At 44.6% G+C, this 22736-nt stretch carries 16 protein-coding genes; 7 read left to right on the top strand and 9 right to left on the bottom strand.

Features of this window, described 5'->3' with window-relative positions:
• Positions 1-9 precede the first annotated feature (9 nt).
• The 4 genes from BWI44_RS15955 to lpdA all read right to left on the bottom strand — a co-directional run bounded on the left by BWI44_RS15955 (position 10) and on the right by lpdA (position 5518).
• The gene (locus BWI44_RS15955; RefSeq protein WP_044533536.1) at positions 10-2046 is read right to left on the bottom strand and encodes an alpha-ketoacid dehydrogenase subunit alpha/beta; all 2037 of its coding nucleotides are present in this window, start codon (positions 2044-2046) and stop codon (positions 10-12) included.
• An 18-nt stretch (positions 2047-2064) separates the two neighbouring features.
• Positions 2065-3354, bottom strand: a complete 1290-nt coding sequence (locus BWI44_RS15950; protein WP_195209516.1) for a dihydrolipoamide acetyltransferase family protein — start codon at positions 3352-3354, stop codon at positions 2065-2067.
• A gap of 65 nt (positions 3355-3419) precedes the next feature.
• Positions 3420-4169: a lipoate--protein ligase family protein gene (locus BWI44_RS15945; protein ID WP_044533538.1), complete on the bottom strand. Its 750-nt coding sequence runs from the start codon at positions 4167-4169 to the stop codon at positions 3420-3422.
• Positions 4169-5518 (bottom strand): dihydrolipoyl dehydrogenase, encoded by a 1350-nt coding sequence (gene lpdA / locus BWI44_RS15940; RefSeq protein WP_195209517.1) that lies wholly within the window; start codon positions 5516-5518, stop codon positions 4169-4171. The genes BWI44_RS15945 and lpdA overlap by 1 nt, the downstream gene beginning before the upstream one ends.
• Before the next feature lie 153 nt (positions 5519-5671).
• Here lpdA and BWI44_RS15935 point away from each other — a divergent pair, with 153 nt between their 5' ends.
• Entirely contained in the window at positions 5672-6301 is a 630-nt protein-coding gene (locus BWI44_RS15935) for a helix-turn-helix transcriptional regulator (protein WP_007667544.1), read from the top strand.
• 192 nt (positions 6302-6493) lie between these two features.
• Complete coding sequence (locus tag BWI44_RS15930; RefSeq protein ID WP_044532001.1) at positions 6494-8929, top strand: TonB-dependent receptor; 2436 nt, start codon at positions 6494-6496, stop codon at positions 8927-8929.
• A 208-nt stretch (positions 8930-9137) separates the two neighbouring features.
• Here BWI44_RS15930 and BWI44_RS15925 read toward each other — a convergent pair whose 3' ends face one another.
• From BWI44_RS15925 to metA, 3 genes are all read right to left on the bottom strand, one after another.
• Entirely contained in the window at positions 9138-10187 is a 1050-nt protein-coding gene (locus BWI44_RS15925) for a hypothetical protein (RefSeq protein WP_286814982.1), read from the bottom strand.
• Positions 10177-12075: a peptidase U32 family protein gene (locus BWI44_RS15920; protein WP_195209518.1), complete on the bottom strand. Its 1899-nt coding sequence runs from the start codon at positions 12073-12075 to the stop codon at positions 10177-10179. Before BWI44_RS15920 ends, BWI44_RS15925 begins: the two co-directional genes overlap by 11 nt.
• Before the next feature lie 89 nt (positions 12076-12164).
• Positions 12165-13082, bottom strand: a complete 918-nt coding sequence (gene metA, locus BWI44_RS15915) for a homoserine O-acetyltransferase MetA (RefSeq protein ID WP_007209648.1) — start codon at positions 13080-13082, stop codon at positions 12165-12167.
• A gap of 387 nt (positions 13083-13469) precedes the next feature.
• Between metA and BWI44_RS15910 the strand changes: the two genes are divergently transcribed.
• The 5 genes from BWI44_RS15910 to BWI44_RS15890 all read left to right on the top strand — a co-directional run bounded on the left by BWI44_RS15910 (position 13470) and on the right by BWI44_RS15890 (position 19435).
• Positions 13470-15374, top strand: a complete 1905-nt coding sequence (locus BWI44_RS15910; protein WP_044533152.1) for a fimbrillin family protein — start codon at positions 13470-13472, stop codon at positions 15372-15374.
• Between the two features lie 95 nt (positions 15375-15469).
• Positions 15470-16423 (top strand): methylenetetrahydrofolate reductase [NAD(P)H], encoded by a 954-nt coding sequence (gene metF, locus BWI44_RS15905; RefSeq protein WP_195209519.1) that lies wholly within the window; start codon positions 15470-15472, stop codon positions 16421-16423.
• Between the two features lie 51 nt (positions 16424-16474).
• The gene (locus BWI44_RS15900) at positions 16475-17593 is read left to right on the top strand and encodes a DNA polymerase III subunit (protein ID WP_007667553.1); all 1119 of its coding nucleotides are present in this window, start codon (positions 16475-16477) and stop codon (positions 17591-17593) included.
• A gap of 41 nt (positions 17594-17634) precedes the next feature.
• Positions 17635-18972 carry a PSP1 domain-containing protein gene (locus BWI44_RS15895; RefSeq protein WP_044534688.1) on the top strand — a complete coding sequence of 446 codons (1338 nt, stop codon included), beginning with the start codon at positions 17635-17637 and terminating at the stop codon, positions 18970-18972.
• Positions 18950-19435: a gliding motility lipoprotein GldH gene (locus tag BWI44_RS15890; protein ID WP_007667559.1), complete on the top strand. Its 486-nt coding sequence runs from the start codon at positions 18950-18952 to the stop codon at positions 19433-19435. The genes BWI44_RS15895 and BWI44_RS15890 overlap by 23 nt, the downstream gene beginning before the upstream one ends.
• Here BWI44_RS15890 and rodA read toward each other — a convergent pair.
• Both rodA and mrdA read right to left on the bottom strand, forming a co-directional pair.
• Entirely contained in the window at positions 19424-20890 is a 1467-nt protein-coding gene (rodA, locus tag BWI44_RS15885; protein WP_195209521.1) for a rod shape-determining protein RodA, read from the bottom strand. The two genes, BWI44_RS15890 and rodA, sit on opposite strands and share 12 nt — an antisense overlap.
• Positions 20871-22736 carry a penicillin-binding protein 2 gene (mrdA, locus tag BWI44_RS15880; protein ID WP_195209522.1) on the bottom strand — a complete coding sequence of 622 codons (1866 nt, stop codon included), beginning with the start codon at positions 22734-22736 and terminating at the stop codon, positions 20871-20873. Before mrdA ends, rodA begins: the two co-directional genes overlap by 20 nt.

Raw genomic sequence — 22736 nt, 5'->3', positions numbered from 1 at the left:
ATTATTAAATTAATATTCCAACAGCTTCTTGGCTGCTTCATAAATTCTATCTGCACCCGGCAGAATGGCACGTTCCAGTATTGGATTAAAACCTACAGGAGTAAAGGTAGAGCCTACACGCTGTACCGGTGCATCCAGGTAACGGAACAAGTCTGTACCAATACTGGCTGCTATCTCGCCACCGAAGCCACCAAAGACTTTATCTTCATGAACAATCAGGGCTTTACTGGTCTTCTTCACAGACTCATAAATGGTTTCTTTATCCAACGGTATCAAAGAACGGATATCGATCACTTCCACACTCCAGCCACCTTCTTTTTCCAAACGTTCGGCAACATTCAGGCAGAAATGCGTTGTGTTACCATAGGTGATAATACTCAGGTCACTGCCCTCACGGCGAATACGCGCTTTCCCAAAAGGAACTTCAAAATCATCAGGAACAATGGTGGCTGCTTCTACGGAATTATACAATGCTTTCGGTTCAATAAACAACGTAAACCCACGGGAACGTATACTTGTACGAAGCAGTCCGGCAGCATCATCGGCAAAGGACGGGCAAACAATCCGTGCTCCGGGCAGAGTAGCCAAAGCGCCCTCCAGATTTTGCGAGTGATAGAGTCCGCCACCGATATAACCACCGGAAGCCAAACGCAAAGTTACATTAGGAACAAACTGTCCGTTGCTACGCCAATACTCATGGGTACATTCCACATATTGTTCTACGGCAGGCCAGAAATAGTCGGCAAACTCCGCACCTTCTATCACTACCCGGATTTTAGGATCAAAACGGCTCATACCATTTGCTGTACCGACAATATAATCTTCGGCGATAGGTGCACTGAATACACGAGCTTCGCCGAATTCCTGCTGCATTCCTTTGGTTACATTGAACACGCCCCCTTTATCCCGGTTGGCAACATCCTGCCCCCAGATGAAGGTATTAGGATTATGGCGGAACTCTGCTTTTAGCGTTTCATTGATGGCAGTTACAAAGAATTTCTTCTCTCCTTCTGTCTCGCGATGTGTTCCATCTTTATATTTTTCCGGTTCGTAAGGTTCCGGCAATACATAGTTGAAAATGCTTTTAGGATCAGGATCGGGAGCTGTCAGCGCCTTACGATTAGCAGCAGCCAGGTCTTTCTTTGCTTTCTCCTCTATTTCTTTCAGTTCTTCCTCCGTGAGACGCTTGTAACGCAACAGCATCCGGCGGAACTTCAGCAACGGATCAGCTTCTTTCACATAAGCCAGTTCATTTTCATCTCTGTACAAAGTATCTTTGTCTGAGTTGGAATGGGAACCGATACGGACACAATTGGCATGTACAATTACCGGATTCCGGTTCAGCAATGCATACTCACGGGCCTCAGTCATGGCATTCATGGAGTCGAACACATCTTTTCCATTACAATGGATAATCTTCAGATTCTTGAATCCGGAGAAGTTATCCGCCACTTTACGGGCTGCCGTCTGGTCTTTCTTCGGAACAGATATACCATATCCATTATCCTGCCATACAAAAATAACGGGCAGGCGTTCAAGGCTGGCACCATTGACAGCTTCGTAGACAAAGCCCTCGGATGAGGCAGATTCACCGTGTGAAGTAATAACGACTCCTTTATGGTCATAATATACCATTGCACGTGCCACACCGGCTGCATGAAGATCATGTGTACCTGTAGCCGAGGATATATTCTCGATATGCCATTCGGGTTTGGCAAAATGATTGGACATATGGCGTCCCCCACTTCCCGGATCAGTAGCTTTGGAGATACCGTTCAGTATAAGTTCTTCTGCCGTCATTCCGGCGGAAAGGGCAGTCAGCATATCACGGTAATAAGGGAAAAGGAAGTCTTCTCCCTTGGTAAATACCTGTCCGATGGCCAACTGTATCCCGTCATGTCCGGCATACGGAGCATGAAAGGACCAGCCAAGGGACTGCAACAGGTAAGCGGGCGCCTTTTCATCGAGCGCACGCCCCAGCGTCATCAGGTAATACCATTTCTTCAGCAGTTCCACATCTGTGGTTTTTATATTGTACTTTTTCATACTTATCAAGGTATTAAGTTATTCTTTCCAGTTTTCCAGATAATCTTTAATAAAATAGAGGAAGTTGCCACCTAATGAACCATCCACGACTCTATGATCATAAGAGAGGGACAGATACATCTTATGACGGATGGCAATCACATCCCCTTCCGGGGTCTCTATTACGGCAGGCTTCTTCTCAATGTATCCTACTCCCAGAATAGCCACCTGAGGCTGATTGATGATAGGTGTACCGAACAAAGACTTGAATGTACCAAAGTTCGTAATCGTAAAAGTGCCACCGGAAATATCATCGGGCATCAGCTTATTATCACGAGCCTTGAGTGCCAGTGAATCAATGGCTACGGCAAGTCCGTTCAGGTTCAGACGATCGGCATCACGAACCACCGGAACAATCAGATTGCCATCATTCAGAGAAACGGCAATACCGACATTGATATGTTTCTTGAACAGGATATTATATCCCTCTACCGATACATTCACTTGCGGGTAAGCAGCCAGCGCCTTCGCCACAGCTTCTGTGATGGCAGGCATATAAGTCAGTTTCACCCCCTCACGACGGAAGAAAGCATCTTTATTCTTATCACGCCACTTCACAAGTTTCGTTACATCCACTTCCACAACATTAGTTACGTGCGGGGAAGTATGTTTCGACATTACCATGTGGTCGGCTATCACCTTACGTACACGATCCATCTCTTTAACTTCAACACCTTCTGCTGAGAATGTGCCGGAAGCTGGTGTAATACGTTGTACTTCAGGAGTTGCAGCAGGTTTAGCAATCATTATACCGCCACTTTGTTTCCGGACAATGTAACTCTTGATGTCCTTTTTGCTCACCCGTCCCTGATATCCGGTGCCCGGAATAGTATCCAGTTCCTTAGGCTGAATGCCGGCCTCACGAGCCAACTGAAGAACTACAGGCGAATACCAACGCTCTTCTTCCGATTTTACAGCCTTGACTTGAGGAGTTTCCTCAGAGGCAGCCTTAGAAACAACCGCAACACTCTCATCAGTAGCAGAACTTTGGAGAGCCTCTACGCTATCCTCATCCTCGGAGTTCTCACCTCCTATATCGACAATAGCCACCACCGTACCCACAGCTACGGTATCTCCCTCCTTAAATAAAATTTCCACGACTTTACCTTCTACCGGAGATGGTATTTCGGCACTAACCTTAGCGGTATTTACTTCAAACAACACATCATCTTCTTTAATGATGTCTCCTACTTGTACCGACCATGAGATGATGGTACCTTCGGTTATACTTTCACCCAATTTGGGCATCTTTATTTCAAATCTTGACATATAGTTAAGTTTTAGGTTCTCGGTTTATTATTATACAACAAACAACTGAGTAGTAAGTTTTTAACTTAAGTAAAAGTTAATGCGGATTTATGATATATCCACTCTTTGCAGGCATACTTTTCCGCTTTCAACCGTTCGATGGCTTCCATATCTCCGGCAGAGAAGCGGTAAATCCGGTTATCGTCATCATCCACAAAGGAGTGAAAGAGCAAATGCATGAAACGTTTGATGTCCATAGGCTCAGACAAAAACTCTTTTATATTCGCAACTTCACTCCGTACGGAAGGTACTGCACGCATAGTACGAGAACCCGGTAAACGGCTTTCTACATCCGGATCGCCATTCAATGCCGCATTCAACGTATCCAGATCAGTGGAAAACAACAAAGTACAATGATACATCACACGGTCTTTGTGTATGCACTGCGCACTACCTGATATTTTCCGTTCGTCCACATAAATACCCAAACGCTGGTCAGCATAAGCTGAGATGCCTACCTTTTCGAGGAAATCGACGACCTGTTGCAGGTAATATCCAAAGTCCGGCTGTTTTACGGTTTCAATAAAACTCAGGTTAATATTTCCCCGGTCATGATATACAGCACCTCCACCGGAGAAACGGCGTGCCAGGGTTATTCCCTTTTCATCCAGAAACCTCTCGTCCGCTTCCGCCGCCACACTCTGATGTTTCCCAATCACTACAGATGGCTCCGACTGCCAAAGCATAAAGAAGTTACCTCGCTTCTGCTTCAACAAATACTCTTCTGCTGCCAGATTAAAATAAATATCCGTACAGCGATTATCAATACAAAACATTACGCAAACAAAGTTTCATGGAAGATTTCACCGACCGTCGGATGCGGAAAAACAGTCTTTTGAAACTCTTCCACCGTATATCCGTGCTGCACGGCAAATCCGGCAAGAACAATCAATTCGGAAACAGGGTTTCCCAGCATATGGCAACCTATCACCCGATCATCATCGTCCAATATCAACTTACAAAGCCCGTTCACCAATTCATTCTCGGCTACAAAACGACCGGAATAGGCCATCGGTAACTTCTGTACATGATAACTGATACCGGATGCTTTCAGTTCTTCCTCAGTCTTACCTACTCCCGCTACTTCGGGATTGGTATACACCACACCGGGTACACAATCGTAATTCATACGGTCTTCCACTCCCAAGATATGATTGACAGCAACTTCACTTTCACGAATGGCAGTATGTGCCAGCATAGAGTGTCCGGTAATATCACCACAGGCATAAACACGAGGATGGGAAGTCTGCATATGTTCATCTACTTTCACACCGTTGCGTAGCAGTTCAATGTTCAGTTTATCCAAACCGACCTGGGACAAATTAGCTTTCCTACCCACACTGACGAGTACCTTTTCGGCTTCGATAAGTGCAGTCTTACCTTCCTTTTCAATAGTGACACCCTCTTTGCCGACTTCAATTACTTTGGCATTCAAATGGAAATTAACCCCACGCTTCTGATATTCCGAACGCAGCATACCACTGGTTTCCTTATCCATAGCACCCAATACTTCGGGCATCATTTCAACAACATGCACCTGCACACCCATGCTATTGAAAAAAGAAGCGAATTCCATTCCGATAACGCCACCACCGATAATGACAAGTGAATAGGGCAAAGTTGTTATCTCCAATGCTTCCTTTGATGTCCAATAATCAATTTCAGATAACCCTTTAATGGGAGGGATCAATGTATCGGAACCTGTACATACCAACAGATAAGTCACTTCATATACTTCACCGGCAGCCGAAAGCTGAAAGCGTCCGTCCGCCTCACCCACAATAACGGCTTCTTGTGGCACAATAACAGCACCATACGAATTGACCGTCATCTTCACACCACCGGTCAGCTTTTTCACAATCTGATCTTTACGGTCGATAATCTTTTTCATATCGAACGCCGAACCGTCGGGCACTAAGATGCCATATTTGGACGCGCCTTTCATATTGTCCCACAACTTGGCGGAATAGAGCAGAGTTTTGGTAGGAATACACCCCTCATTGAGACAAACACCGCCAATAGCTTTCTTTTCAAACAAAACTGTTTGCAGCCCGTTTGCAGCCGCTCTTTCGGCTGCCGTATATCCGGCAGGACCACCGCCGATGATAGCTATATCATATTTCATAAATCAGTAGTATTAAGTAAATTATATACTTAACAACAAAAGAGAAAAGCACAAAGTTCTATGGAAACCTATTAAGGAAAGTTACTGTTTTTCAGCTACAATAGCCAACATCCTAAAATTTATCTGTACTTTTGCAGAAATTCAAGAAATACTATGGTAGCTCCCGAAATAGCAATTGTCGACTCCAACACCTTATCATGTATGGGATTGCAAAGCCTTCTGGAAGAAATTATCCCGATGGCCGTCATCCGTGTATTCAGTTCGTTCGAGGAACTGATGGACGATACTCCCGATATGTACGCGCATTATTTTGTTTCAGCACAGATATATTTTGAGCATACCGCTTTTTTCCTACCGCGCAAGCCCAAGACCATTGTTTTGGCAAACGGTGACAATCAGCCTCAACTGGCAGGAATACCGACCTTGAATATTTATCAGGATGAGAAAACACTGATCAGAAACATCCTGCAACTGCATCAGTTCGGACACAAAGGCGGACATCCTCATAGCCACCCCCACGGACATCCCCACGGTGCAACAGCGCATCCGTGCGGTAATCCTCATGCCGACAGCGAACATGATCTCTCTCCCCGCGAAATAGAAGTACTGGTACTGATAACCAAAGGACTTATCAATAAAGAAATAGCCGATAAACTGAATATCAGCCTGACTACCGTCATCTCCCACCGGAAGAATATTACGGAGAAGCTGGGCATTAAATCAGTAGCCGGACTAACGATTTATGCTGTAATGCACGGATATGTAGAAGCGGACCGCATCTAAATGCGAATTGATATTTAAGCGCGGATTTGAGCACCCTTTTTTTTACGCCACCCGTAACAGACCTATTACGCCGCCCGTAACAGTACCGTTACGACAAACATCCCTTTCCGCCCCCACAAATCCTAATAAATGAGGATTGCGGGAACGAAGAGAATCCTCTTTCTTTGCAGGCAAAATAATAAAAGACAAAGAATGAATAAGAGTAAATTGTTAGCCTTTGCCCTGGCACTCATGTCGATAGGGAACGTATGTGCAGAGGAAGTGGATACCCTGAAAATAGTGGACGTTGAAGAAGTCCTGATCATTGCAGCACCCAAAGAGAACCGTAAGTTGCGCGAGCTGCCCAATGCCGTCACCCTGCTTTCGCAACAAGACATGCAGGCTGCACAAGTGAACTCAATCAAAAACCTAACCGCACTTGTCCCCAATATATTTATTCCCGACTACGGTTCGCGCCTGACTTCCGCCGTTTATATCCGCGGTATCGGCTCGCGTATCAACACCCCGTCCGTAGGATTATACGTCGACAATATACCTTATATAGATAAATCCGCATTCGATTTCAATTATTCCGACATCGAGCGTATTGATGTGCTGCGCGGTCCGCAGGGTACACTGTACGGACGAAATGCGATGGGTGGACTTATTAAAGTACATACCAAATCTCCTTTCTCTTATCAAGGTACTGACTTCCGGATAGGGGCAGGTACACACAATCAATACAATACTTCCGTCACTCACTATCACCGGATGAATGAGCGCTTTGCATTCTCGGCTGGAGGATTTTATGAATACGAAGGCGGTTTCTTCCGCAATGCAGCGCTCAACAATAAAAAGGTAGATAAAGGGCAGTCTGCCGGTGGACGTATCCGCGCCATCTACTTGCCCAGCGATAATTGGAAGCTCGACTTTAATGTAAGTTATGAATATGGTGACCAGGGCGGTTACCCGTATGGACTCTACAATAAAGAAACCGGAGATGTAGCCAAGACGGCTTACAATGATGAAAGTAGCTATTACCGCAACCTGCTGAATGCCGGACTTAATGTAGAGTACCAGGCGCAGAATTTCACACTCAGTGCCGTAACCGGATATCAGCATCTAAAGGATCGTATGTTTCTGGATCAGGATTTCACAGCCTCAGATACGTATACACTGGAACAGAAACAACGCATCAATACCATCAGTGAAGAAATTGTGATGAAGAGCAAGGAAAACCGCCGCTGGCAATGGGCAACGGGCATCTTCGGCTTCTATCAATGGCTGAATACTACTGCCCCCGTCACATTCAAGGAAGACGGTATGGCGATGATGGATCAGATGTTGGGCAGCGTGATTCCATCGAAGATAGAAGTGCCGATGGGTCCGACATCGAGCATGAACATCATGCCGTCATTAAAGATAACCAGCACCCGCCTGCCCATCAACGGAGATTTCGAGACACCGCTTCTGAACGGAGCCTTGTTTCACCAATCCACCTTCCGGGACGTATTCGGACTTGGCGGACTCTCTTTCACCGCCGGGCTTCGACTGGACTATGAGAAGATGAAGATGGACTATAACTCCGGCACAGCCATGGACTACACCGTAGGCATCACAGGCCAGATGGTACAGAACGGACAAGTTATCAGAGACATCCCGATGATGCCGGAAACCGCATTGACTGTTGAATCAAGATATGAAGGTTCCATCAGCAAAGATTATCTGCAATTGTTGCCGAAATTTGCCTTGCAATATGATTTCAAGAAAAACACCGGTAACGTCTATGTGACTGTCAGCAAAGGGTACCGTTCGGGCGGCTACAACATCCAAATGTTCTCCGACCTGCTGCAATCCAGCCTGCGCAATGATATGATGAAACAATCTAAAGAAGAAATCATGCCGCATGTTCCCGATGCTTATAAGGCATTGGTAGAAGGACATTTTCCTGACGCCGGAGTAAACCCGGATGCCAAAGCCGCCACCGTCTACAAACCTGAACAGACCTGGAACTATGAAGCAGGCACCCACCTGAATCTTTTCCAGAACCGTCTGCGTGCCGATGCCGCCCTCTTCTGGCTCGAAACGCGCGACCAACAAATATCACGCTTTGCCCAAAGCGGCCTCGGACGTGAAACGGTAAATGCAGGAAAGAGTCGCAGCCTCGGAGCTGAAATATCTCTGGCGGGCGCAGTTACTACCAACTTCACGCTGACTGCAAATTATGGCTACACATACGCCACATTCAAAGAGTATGTGACGAATGCGAAAAGCGCAGATAATAAAGTGATTGAAATAAGTTACAATGGCAATTACGTCCCCTTCGTCCCCAAGCACACCCTGAGCCTGGGCGGACAATACATTTTCCGCATCAACCCGGGACATTGGCTGGACCGTATTCAACTTAATGCCAACTACACCGGTGCAGGACGTATCTATTGGACCGAGCAGAATGATGTCAGCCAAGCCTTCTACGGCACATTGAACGGACGCCTCAGCCTGCAAAAAGGCAACGGACAGATTGACTTCTGGGTTCGCAATGCACTGGATAAAGACTACGCTGCTTTCTACTTTGAAAGCATGGGCAACGGATTCATGCAGAAAGGCCGCCCCATACAGGCGGGAATCGAACTACGTTGCAGGTTCTGATAGAGATCATTACTTCCGTCCCCATACATCTCCCTAACCCGTTATGCAAAAGATGGCATCTTTTGTCGCAAAAGGTGGCATCTCTAACATCAAAAGATGGCATCTTTCGCAGCAAAAGATGCCATCTTTTACATTACATCTAAGCAGGAAAGAGGGGAAAAGTAAGTATCATAAGCATGAAAGGGTTAAGAGAACTTGCTACACCCTATTATTCATTGATAGCACCACAGCTTGGGCAAGCCCCCTTTTCTTTTAATTTCTGTCCGCAGCGCCCGCAACGATAGCGGTAAATGACAAGTGTAGTACACATTCGCTTTAGGAAAAGTCCAAAGAAAACAACAAGGAAAATATAGCCGATATAGATTTGTGTAGTCAGTATAAAGAAGAAATAACAGAAGATACAACAAGAAGCCAATCCCAACAGATAGAATACGGCAGCGGCAGGAGTCAACTGACGGAACAAGTCATCGAGTACTGCCAGCAGTACAATGATAAACAACCAGATGCTCAGTAAAAAGACTGAGAGAATAAACGGCACCTTGAAAGGTGAAAGCGTAGGATTAAAATAGAAATGTTCCCACGTTTCGGGCACAAAGACTTGCATCGTCTCATACACCGTAGCACTGAATGCCATCAACAGGCAGAGTAAAAGCGGATATACACTATCAATATCATTGAAATAAACAATCTTCAACTGCTTCCGACGGAACAGACGGAACACCCAGGCACCGATAAACAAGGCGAAAATAATCACGAAGTAAGAAGCATGTGTATCACTGAACAAGTAAATGAATTGTGAGATACTGTCCGTAGGTACAAAAGCTTGCATCATTTCCCGCTCCCCGATCCAGCCCTGTATCTCCTGGGAATGAGCCAGTTTTACCCAAACACTGTCCACACTATCAGCAGAATGAATGGCAAATTCGGCCACTACTACACGGTCTCCTCTATACAGAGTATTGTAGCAATCCTTCACCGGCAGACAGGCAAGCACCACGGAATCCTGCACCACTTCCAGATTCGTATTCAACGTATAATGCCGGTCGTAAAGGTAGGTCAGAGAGTCGCGGATTTTATCACTGATACCTTCATCATCCAGACTGGGACGGGAGTAACGGCAGGAAACCAGACTGATAATAATCGCTATCACCACAGAGTAGCACAGAGTTGCACGGAGTCTTTTTTGATATTTAAGAAACTCTGTGTTACTCTGTGCCGCTCTGTGGTGATAACGAATATGTTCTCTCTTATTCTGCATATACTTTCATCTGACAATTCTTACAATCAAACTCCAAGCGGAAGCGCTTACCATCAGTTCCTTGCAAACAATAAGGCTCCCGATAGGGTGAACGTCCCTTCTGATAAGTAGGGCACCAACCCATACTATAACGCAAACAATGCTTGCAGAACATTAAAACAGCACCCGGTACAGATTGTTTCTCATAAGCCGGAGCTACGGTAGCAATGCCGTGATCGGCATAGAAAGAGGCGGCACGGGTATTCATTACATTACCGAGGTAGGTTAATGAAGTAGCGGAAGTTGTTGTCTTAGAAGAAGTTCCCGGCAAAGGGAAAGCATGAGTTGTAGGTTTCCAGACTACCACTTCCTGCCGATAATTAATACGGCGAACGGTAACCAGCTTGTCTACGGCTTGGCGACGCCAGTCGGCTACTACGGAAGCGGGAAGGAACCAATTATCAGAAAAACGGATTTCTATGGCGGAATTTGTTTCGGACGAACGATTATCCGCTAATATTCCAGCTTCAAAAGGAGTATTTCCCAATTTACTGAGTTGGGTACGCAGGTTATCTGCCTGTGGGGTACGGGCAAGTTCTTTCTGATAAGGGAAAGAAAGTGTAACGCTATTATCATCCTCATCCGTGATAGTCAGAGCAAAGCCGAAGGCGGTATCTGCCAAAAGCAAGGATACGGAAATCTTTCGTTCGGAAGACTTACGTGCCAGCAACTTCTCAAATTCCTGATCGTAGTTACGGTAAAGCACAGTACGCGGACGGATACGGGGCATCTCACCTGCCGGATAGAGTTTATTCCCGTCCACACGGTTGATACGGAATCCTTGCAGACGTCCTTGCTCATCGATATAACAAACACCATCACCGTTATTGAATGATTTCAATCCGGCTATTGTGAGGTAGTTTCCGCGTTGTTCCTTCATGGTTCCCATCTCTTCGCCGAGGGATTTCGGAGTATCGAAAGAGAAAATATCTTCACTACGTCCGTGCAGGAAGTAATGCGTAAATCCACGACTAAAACTTTTATCTAACTGGGGACGGAATGTATAATTACAAGTACCGGAAGAAGCCTGGGCGTATTCTTTACGGCGTGTAAAGATAGCATCCAGCTTTTGGCGGTAAGCAGCCGTAACATTCTTTACGTAAGAAACATCTTTCAGACGACCTTCTATCTTGAGCGAAGTGGCACCTGCATCAAGTAACTCTTCCAAGATATCATTCTGATTCAAATCTTTAAGGGATAGCAAATGCTTATCACGTACAATTACTTTTCCGTCGGCATCCACCAGACTGAAAGGCAAACGACAGAATTGTGCACATTCTCCCCGGTTAGCGCTACGTCCGAAACAAGCCTGGCTGACATAACATTGCCCGCTATAACTGACGCAAAGTGCCCCATGCACAAACACTTCCAACGCCACTTCCGGACAAGCTTTATGAATATGGCTGATTTCCTGAAGGGAAAGCTCACGTGCCAATACTACTTGCCGGAAACCGGCTTCTGCAAGGAAACGTACTTTCTCCGGTGTACGGTTATCCATTTGGGTACTGGCGTGCAAGGGAATAGGCGGTAGGTTTAAGCGAGTGATTCCCATGTCTTGCACAATGAGGGCATCTACTCCCGCACGATACAAGTCCCAAATCATTTTCTCCGTCTCGGCCAGTTCTTCTTCTTTTAAGATGGTATTGACAGTCACATAAATCCGGGCATTATATAAATGGGCATGAGCCACCAAAGCAGCTATATCTTCCAACGAATTGCCGGCTGCTGCACGTGCGCCAAACTTAGGCGCACCGATATACACTGCATCCGCACCGTGGTTAATAGCTTCAATGCCACATTCCATGTTCTTGGCAGGGGCCAGTAACTCTATCTTCCGTTGCTTTATCATATCGTTTTAGTTACAAGTTACAGGCTACAAGCTACGAGTGCTACACTATATACCGCAAGGTCTTGTCACTCACAGCTCGTAGCTTGTAGCTACTTTATATCATTAATATTGTACGGAGTTTCCTGATAAACGAAATAGTTCAACCAATTAGAGAACAGCAGATTGGCATGGGCACGCCAACGTACCATCACACCTTTGTCCGGATCATTATCCACATAATAATTACGAGGTATTTCAATAGGTAGACCTTTATCCACATCCCTGCGGTATTCCGTATCCAGTGTTAGTGGAGAGTATTCCGAATGTCCGGTGACAAAGAACTCACGTCCACCACGTGCTACCACCAGGTGTACGCCTGCATCTTCCGATTCCGAAAGTAAAGTAAGTTCCGGCACTTTCAAGATATCTTCTTTCCGTACTTCCGTATGGCGGCTATGGGGTACATAGAACATATCATCGAAACCACGGAAAATAGCGTGCAGCGGATCTAAAGGACGATGCTCGAATATGCCGAACATCTTCTTGTCCAACGCGTACTTGGGCACTCCATAATGATGATAGAGTCCGGCCTGTGCAGCCCAACAGATATAAAGGGTGGATGTGACATGCGTACGCGCCCAATCGAATATTTCCATTATTTCATCCCAGTAAGTCACTTCTTCGAAATCCAGTTGTTCTACAGGGGCACCGGTGATAATCATACCGTCGTACTTCTCACCACGCATCTTTTCAAAGTCAGTATAGAACGTCTGCATATGTTCTACAGGCGTATTCTTGGATGTATGACTCTTGATTTTCATGAACGAGATTTCCACCTGAAGCGGTGTATTGGAGAGCAAACGCACAAGATCTGTCTCCGTGGTAATCTTCAAAGGCATCAAGTTCAGGATAACGATGCGCAACGGGCGGATGTCCTGTTGCGTGGCGCGGGAGTTGTCAATAACAAATATGTTCTCTTCTTTCAGCAACTCTATCGCCGGCAGCTTATCAGGTAAATTTAATGGCATAAGTTATCAGATTATCTTTAATTTAGAGTACAAAGGTACGTGATAATTTTGAAATCTCCCGCGAAAGAATGAAAATGTAGAGCTATTTCAAGTTATTTATCTTCTTCATACAAAGCATTATAGATAAAATTATCAACAAAAAAGCATCTTTCCTTTCATGTATTTAAAATATTATCCTACCTTTGCCGCCTGTAAAGTTAATGAACATTGAAAAACATTAAGATGGAACAGAACCGGAGTTCAAGCGTGAATTCACTTAATTAGCATCCCAAAGCCACTGACTTTTCTATACCAATTATGGTCCTTACCCACCCCAGATATTCCGATGTTTTAATTAACACATTAATTTGAAATGCGACAGTCGTGTTTCACAAAAAACATACTATTATGAACAAAACAACTATCAAAAACAACAGACTGACTTTATTCTCATTCTGTATTATTTTCTTATTTAGTTCTTGTGTCAATGAATTAGACTCAGAAACTTCTCCCGATGCTGTTCCCGGTACTATCCCCATCAATTTCACAACAAAAGTCAGCAAAGCTGATACACGCGTGACTAATACTGCCTTTGAAAAAGGAGATAAAGTAGGTTTATATGCAATGCTTCCATCTACTCCAATTACAGAAAAGCGCTACATTGACAATTTACAACTGGAATGTGGGGAAAAGAATGCATTCATCCCTGAAAAGACAGTTTTCTATCCGGCAGGAGATGCCACACTCAATTTTATCAGTTATTACCCCTATCAGTCAACCGGAATAAAAACAGGCCAATCTACCATTCCTGTATCTGTACAAACCGACCAAAGCAGCGCAAAAGCTCTCTCCATATCCGATTTCATGATAGCCTCCGAAAAAAATGTAGAAAGCAGCGAAGATGCCGTCGTACTTCATTACAAGCATAAGTTGACCAAGATAAAAATCACAATCACAGCCGGTACTGGAGAAGATATAACAAAGATATATAAAGCGAATCCTCAAATTATCGCAGTAGGCTTCAAGACCAAAGCAGAATATAATACTGATACGGACAAGTTTATAAAGCTGACAGAGGAAGCAGATATCATCCCATATGGTGAATGGAACATAGTAAAAGGGACTTTAACAGGAAAAGAATTCATCATCATACCACAAGATGCTGATGCTAACGCTCAATCTTTTATAATGGAATGGAACGGGAAAGTATATACCTGCCCAATGCCAAAACTGAATATGACAGGAAGTACACAATGCCAAATCGATATCGAGGCTATGCAGACAACCAGCCATTCTCTTACCGGAATAACCAGTACAGTTGAAGACTGGCTGCCCGGAGATAGTAAAGATACTAATAACAGTGGCGGCATTACAGCTATTCATTTGGCGGCACTCACTTTCTCTCAATCGAACATATACAGAATCTACCATGACGGCAAGCCAATGGCAGAAGTTTGTAAAGAGTATCTAAAATCTGATCAAATAACTTCAAGAGCAATTGTTGCATACCCGGTGAAAGAAGATGAAACGAGCAATCTGAGCAAAGGCGTTGTTCTGAAACTACTGGATGATGAAAGAGCGATAAGCGGAGGAAGCATAAACTGGAATACAGACGATAGTTCCTTTGCTTATACAGGAGGGAATCTCCAGTCTGTTGACAAATTCTATCTTAATGAAAAGGGGGAAATCCTACTGGAAGAAACAGAAGATCCAATCAGCATAGATATTGTCAGCTATACCATCAGGGATATACGAAAGGGAAATACTTATGAGTATCCAATCGTAAAAATAGGCACTCAATATTGGATGAGAGAAGATTTATGTGCGACGGGGTACAGGAATGGAACTACATTGAATAAAAAAACTCAGTTGGGAGAAGGTCCTGGCTATTTCAGACCTCAGAGTACAGAAACATATTTTTATAATGGAGAAGCTGTACTTGAAGGAGAGTTGGCACCTGCAGGATGGAAAATTCCAGATAGTGATGATTGGCAAGCCTTAAAAGAATACACCAAAGACAGTGCTTCGATATTAAAAGCCGGAGAATGGGAAGTCTTAAAAGAGGGTGACACGATTGATTCTGGCTCTAATCTAACCGGTTTCTCAGCATATCCCGTAGGGATTTGGGGAGCAGGAAAAAATATATCTCAAAAACAATTAGTATGCTACTGGACACTAAATGAGACAGAAAATAGCATACCAGAACAATCAATAAGTTTCACCGGAAGCAGCACCAAGTTTTCTGTCGCCGCAACTCATGTTAAAAATGAAACTTACTATAAGGCCTTTTCTATACGTTGTATAAAAGAATAGCCCAACAAATAAAAGCATATCTCATTTCTTTTTCGTATTTTTGTTCCCAATGTACAAATAAGTTTTGTTCACCGAACAAAGACAACGAAAAAGAAATGAGAATTATCGACCTGATACACAGCAATGAGAAGACAGCTTTCTCTTTTGAAATACTGCCACCGCTGAAAGGCACAGGCATCGAAAAGCTGTACGAAACCATAGATACTTTACGGGAGTTTGACCCGAAATACATCAATATCACCACACATCGCAGCGAATATGTGTACAAAGATCTGGGAAACGGTTTGTTTCAGCGCAATCGCTTACGCCGCCGTCCGGGAACTGTTGCCGTAGCTGCCGCCATCCAAAACAGATATAATATCACTGTAGTTCCGCATCTTCTTTGTAGTGGTTTCACCCGCGAAGAGACAGAATATGTACTGCTCGATCTGCAATTCCTGGGTATTACCGACTTACTGGTGTTACGTGGAGATAAAGCAAAACATGAGTCCGTCTTCACTCCCGAAGGTGATGGCTACCACCATGCCACTGAACTGCAAGAACAAATCAATAACTTCAATAAAGGCATCTTCGTAGATGGCTCGGAAATGAAAGTGACCAATACACCATTTTCCTATGGCGTGGCGTGTTATCCCGAAAAACACGAAGAAGCTCCCAATATTGACACTGATATCTACTGGCTGAAAAAGAAAATGGAAGCCGGTGCAGAATATGCTGTTACACAGCTTTTCTATGATAACCAGAAATACTTCGACTTTGTAGAACGTGCCCGGACAGCCGGAGTTACCATTCCCATCATTCCAGGTATCAAACCGTTCAAGAAGATATCTCAAATCAGCATGATACCCAAGACGTTCAAAGTGGACTTGCCCGAAGAACTGACATGCGAAGCGATGAAATGCAAAACGGATGAAGAAGCCAAACAAGTAGGCATCGAATGGTGTGCTAAGCAATGTAAGGAATTAGTGGAACATGGAGTACCCAGCATTCACTTCTACTCCATCGGTGCAGTGGACAGTATAAAAGAAGTTGCAAAGCTGGTATACTAAGACCGAAATCAAGTAACATTAGTTGTAAATTATAAAACCATATATAATATCGTGTTTTTCAAAGAGGTAATAGGACAAGAAGCAGCCAAACAGCGGCTCCGGCAGGAAGTGCAAGAGGGGCGTATTCCTCATGCTCAGCTCTTCTGCGGTCCATCGGGAGTGGGAAAACTTCCGTTGGCAATGGCTTATGCCCGTTACATCTGTTGCCCGAACCGTACAGATACAGATGCCTGTGGCACTTGTCCCTCCTGCGTAAAGTGGAATAAGCTGGTACATCCGGATGTACACTTCGTCTTTCCCATCGTAAAAAAAGGGAAGAAAGAAGTGTGCGACGATTACATAGCTGACTGGCGCCATCTGGTGCTGAACAGTCCTTATTTCAGTCTCAACCACTGGCTAAATGAGATGGATGCTGAAAACGGACAAGCCATCATCTATGCAAAGGAGAGTGACGAGATAGTACGTAAGCTCAGTCTGAAATCGAGCGAAGGTGGCTACAAGGTTACTATTGTCTGGCTACCGGAGAAAATGCACGTAGTTTGTGCCAATAAGTTATTGAAACTGCTGGAAGAGCCTCCCGAAAAGACAGTATTCCTATTGATATCCGAAACTCCGGATATGATACTGCCGACAATCCTGAGCCGTACGCAACGTTTCAACATCCGCAAAATAGAAGAAACGGATATTGCCAACGCTTTGCAACAGAAATACGGTGTACGCCCTAATGATAGTTTCACTCTGGCGCATCTTGCCAACGGTGACTTTATCAAAGCATTGGAAACCATTCACCTGAACGAAGAAAACGAACTGTTCTTTGAACTCTTTGTCAGCCTCATGCGTCTTTCCTATCAACGGAAGATACGTGAAATGAAGCAATGGAGTGAGCAACTGGCAGGCATGGGACGCGAACGACAGAAGAACTTCCTAACATACGCCCAGCGTATGATACGCGAGAATTTCATCTATAACCTGCATTGCAAAGAGATGAGTTACATGACTTTGCCCGAACAAAACTTTGCCACCCGCTTCGCCCCTTTTATCAACGAACGGAATGTAATGGGAATGATGGATGAATTGAGCGAGGCGCAGATACATATTGAACAAAATGTAAATGCAAGGATGGTCTTTTTTGATTTTTCATTGAAAATGATAGTTCTATTGAAACAGTAGAAATCAGATATATAGTAGTAATCTCAATCATAAATAAAAAAATGGATTTTAAACTACATAACGGAAGCGGAAGTCTCTGCTGCAAAAGTTGCGGCAGGCAAGACAAGCAACTGAACACCTACGACTGGCTGGCCGACATTCCCGGAAACGGAGAAGAAAGCGACTTGGTAGAAGTTCAGTTCAAGAATACCCGCAAAGGATATTTCCGCAATAGCAACCATATACCTCTTGAAAAGGGCGACATCGTGGCCGTAGAAGCAACGCCTGGACATGACATCGGTGTAGTGACCCTAACCGGACGCCTTGTTCCGCTGCAAATGCGAAAAGCTAACATCAAGTCTGAGGCTGATATCAAGCGCATCTATCGCAAAGCCAAGCAGGTAGATATGGACAAATATAATGAAGCCAAGGGACGCGAGCATGACACCATGATACGTGCCCGGCAGATTGCCCTCAACCTGAATCTCAACATGAAAATCGGTGATGTGGAATATCAGGGAGACGGCAACAAAGCTATTTTCTATTATATTGCCGACGAACGTGTAGACTTCCGCCAGCTGATCAAGGTATTAGCAGATGCTTTCCATGTCCGTATTGAAATGAAGCAGATTGGTGCACGCCAGGAGGCCGGACGAATCGGTGGCATCGGTCCTTGTGGACGCGAGCTCTGCTGTGCCACCTGGATGACTTCCTTCGTGTCAGTATCCACAAGCGCCGCCCGTTATCAGGATATTTCTCTCAATCCGCAAAAACTGGCAGGACAATGTGCCAAACTGAAATGCTGTCTCAACTATGAAGTGGACTGCTATGTGGAAGCTCAGAAGCGTCTTCCTTCCAGGGAGATCGAGTTGGAAACCAAAGACGGTACTTTCTATTTCTTTAAGGCAGATATTCTGAGCAATCAGATAACCTACTCTACCGACAAGAACATTCCTGCCAATCTGGTAACAATCAGTGGTAAGCGTGCTTTTGAAATCATCGGTATGAACAAACGGGGTACTAAGCCAGAAAGTCTTATAGAAGAAGCACGCCAAGTGGAACCCAAGAAGCCGATAGATTTGTTGGAACAGGAAAGCTTAACCCGCTTTGACCGTAGCCGTAAAGGTAAAAACGGCGGAGAAAATAACGGTGTTGGAAATGGAAATGGCGGTAATAACAACCGCAAGAAAAAGAAAAAAGGAAATCCGAATCAACCCGGAGATCAACAATCCAGACCACGTCCACAAGGTGAACCGAGACCGCAAGGTGATAAGCCCAAACCACAAGGCGATCAGCGACGGGGAGAACAGCCCAGGCGCAACAAACCCAAACGCCCCAACAATCCACCCAGACCACAAGGAGAGAAACCTGTCGGAAATGAAAAACCTGCTCAAGAATAAAACATCTCTCCTGAAGAGTTTAATACTGCTGTTCATCGCAGGCTTCCACACAGCCTGCGATGAACAGACTGTATATCATTCTTTTCAATCCCTGCCAACGGAAGGCTGGCAGCGGAATGACACACTATTCTTCAATGTTTCGGTTGCAGACTCCGCTACACTCTACAATGTATCCGTAGAAGTAAGAAACCGGAATAATTATCCGTATCAGAATCTACCTTTACTCGTCTACTACGACAGTCCGGAAGCCCCAAATATCAAGCGGGATACATTGGAACTGCGACTTGCTGACAATGCAGGTATTTGGTTAGGAGATGGCTGGGGTGGGTTATATCAATCAACCCTTCCAGCAGGCTTCGTCCGTATTGGAAAAGCCGGGGAATACCGCTTCAAAATCATACACCTTCTACCGGACGAAGTTCTTCCCGGTATCAACGATGTAGGAATCAAATTAAAACGCTGACAGTCTCTTTTTACGTCCTGCATCAATCCGCAGGAAGATGAACAGCAAGATAGTGAATCCCCAAAGCGAAGAACCGCCATAACTAAAGAATGGCAGCGGAATACCAATCACAGGTGTCAATCCCAGCACCATACCTACATTAATAAATAGGTGGAACAGGAATATACTAACGACCGAGTACCCATAGACTCGACCAAAAGTAGACGGTTGCCGCTCCGCCACAGCAATCAGACGGAGTATTAATATAAGGAATAAGAGTAGCACGGCAGTAGAACCTATAAATCCTTCTTCTTCACCTACCGTACAGAAAATGAAATCTGTATCTTGTTCGGGTACATATTTCAACTTAGTCTGAGTACCGTTCAGGAATCCTTTCCCTGTCAAACCACCGGAACCGATAGCTATCTTCGACTGGTTGACATTGTATCCGGCACCAGCCAAATCTTCTTCCATGCCTAATACCACCTTGATACGTATCTGCTGGTGAGGCTCCAGTACTTTATTAAAGAAGTAATCACTGGAATATAAGAAACCGATAGAGCCAATAGCAAACATACCTATCAGGAAATAACTAAGATGACGCTCACTTAACGAAAGGAAAATAAGGTATCCAACTACCAGCACACACAGTCCCCATTGCACCCAAACCAAATTAAACGGAGTCACATATTCCGATATAAAATAAGCGATTAACAACACTCCAATGGTAACTAACAATATATTGCGTACTGGTTCCCATTTCTTCTTATAAACCCACACCATTCCTGCCGCAGACAGCAAGACCATCGAGAGCACAGCAAACTCCCCTATCGGCGTCGGCGTATCGGCAATAAATACCTGATCAAAACGAATACCTACCACAAAGTAAACTACCGCACACAACCCGGAAAACAGAACTACACCCGGCATCCCCTCCCGATACAGAACCAAAAAGAAAGCAGTATATACCAACGCTGAACCCGTCTCCCGCTGCAAGATAATAAGTATCATCGGGAACAGAATAAGAAAAACCATCATCAGGATATTCTTCCAGTTCTTCATGGTGAACGAATAGGAATTCATATACTTGGCCAACGCCAGTGCCGTAGCAAACTTGGCAAACTCCGCCGGCTGCAAACTTACCGGCCCCATGACCAACCACGACCTCGATCCCTTCGTATCAGGGGCTATAAAGATAGTAACCACAAGTAATATGGCAAGTGCTATATAGATCAGATAGGCAAACATATCATAAATATCATCTTCAAGCATCAACAGTACAAACCCTAATCCGAAAGAGCAGATGATCCAAACCAATTGCTTACCTGCACGAGTGGAGAAATCCCAGAAGTCACGGTCGCCATAATCATAGCTTGCCCCGCAAACGCTGAACCAACCGAATGCAATCAGAATCAAGTAAACACAGATCGTTACCCAATCCAGTGATTTCCATATACTATCTCTCCTCGTCACCATACATTATCACACGATTACTCATTTCTTCCGCTCTTTCCTCACTGGCAGGCGAAAGTTTTCCATTCAAATACTGTTCCATCATTAAAGCACCATAAGGTACTCCATAGGTTGCACCCCAACCACCATTCTCCACATAAACGGCAATAGCGATCTTCGGCTTGTCCATCGGGGCAAAACCTATAAATGCAGAATGGTCATGTCCGCGATTCTGTGCAGTACCTGTCTTTCCACAGACTTCTACACCCGGCAGGATCGCCCCGGCTATACGGCAAGTAGCACTTCCGGTAACTCCCGTAACGGCAGCCCGCATACCTTCTACAATTTCTTCATAATAAGAGCGGTCAATAGAAGTGTAACGACGTTCCCGGTAGGTACTATCCAATTCTGCATCCTGAATATCCTTCACAATATGCGGAGTCACAAAATAACCACGATTGGCGATGGTAGCCGCTAAGTTTGCCATTTGCAAAGGGGTACTTAAAACTTCACCTTGACCGATACCAATACTAATTACTGTCAATCCATTCCAAGAACCTCGGTATGCATTGTCATAAAATTCCGAATTCGGAATAAATCCGCGTTTTTCGCCGGGAAGATCAGTTCCTAATCTGTAACCAAATCCCTGAGAAACCATATGGTCTTTCCACACCGTAAGTGCACTCTTTGGTGAACCATACTTTTTGTCACTAAGCATACGATAGAGTCCCCAACAAAAATAGGCATTACATGAGGTAGCAATAGCTGGTATCAATGGAAGTGGCGCTGCATGTCCATGACAGCCTACGCGTAAACCACCATAAATAAACCCATGGGAACAAGGAAAAGACGTGGACGGTTGAATGATTCCTTCTTGCAGAAACGCCAGTGCCTGTGCCGTTTTAAAAGTAGATCCCGGTGGATAAGACCCCATAATAGCACGATTCAGCAGAGGCTTCTGTTTATCTCGCTGTAGCATATTATGGTTTTTACCACGTTGACGACCGATCATCAAGTGTGGATCAAAGTTTGGAGCAGATACCAGACATAGGATCTCTCCTGTTTCTGGTTCAATAGCTACTATAGCACCAATCTTATTTTTCATCAAACGCTCGCCCAGCATTTGCAATTCAATATCCATTCCTAAAGTTAAGTTCTTGCCCGGTATAGATGGCCGATCCAGTTTACCATCCATATAATGCCCCTGAATACGCCCGTGCGCATCACGAAGCAAAACCTCTACCCCCTTTTCACCACGCAGGTATTTCTCATAAGACTTCTCTATACCTTGCTTACCTACATAATCACCACGGATATAATAATCATCAGCCTCAATATCTCTCATTGAAACTTCACCGATATCCCCCAAAGCATGCCCGGCAGCATTATAGGTATATTGCCGGATAGTACGCCTCTGAATATAAAAACCCGGAAATTTGAAAAGCTTTTCCTGGAATACACCGCACTCTTCCGCTGAGAGTTGCGTCATAAACACTTGATGCGTATATCTGGAATAACCGGGATTCATCCAACGGTTCTTCACATCTTTCATTCGCTTCAGCAACTGCTCTTTCGTAATATTCAGTGTGCGGCAAAAATCGAGAGTATCCAGTTCCGTCACCTCTCGCGGCACGAATGTGATGTCATAAGCAGGTTGATTGAACACCAGCAACTTTCCATTACGGTCATAAATCGCACCGCGTGAAGGATACTGGATTTTATTGAGGAAAGCGTTACTATCTGCGTTCTTCTTGTAAGTATCAGTCATGATCTGCAACACAAAAAGACGCATGATATAAATGATAACAATCACAATTGCTACCCCACCTATCACTAATTTCCGCTTTTCGAGTGTATAATCTTTTGCCAT

The sequence above is a fragment of the Bacteroides sp. Phil13 genome (assembly GCF_001940965.1).
Taxonomy (GTDB): domain Bacteria; phylum Bacteroidota; class Bacteroidia; order Bacteroidales; family Bacteroidaceae; genus Bacteroides; species Bacteroides intestinalis.
The sequence above is the reverse complement of the archived record's forward strand: the minus strand, read 5'-3'. Positions and strand labels throughout refer to the sequence as shown.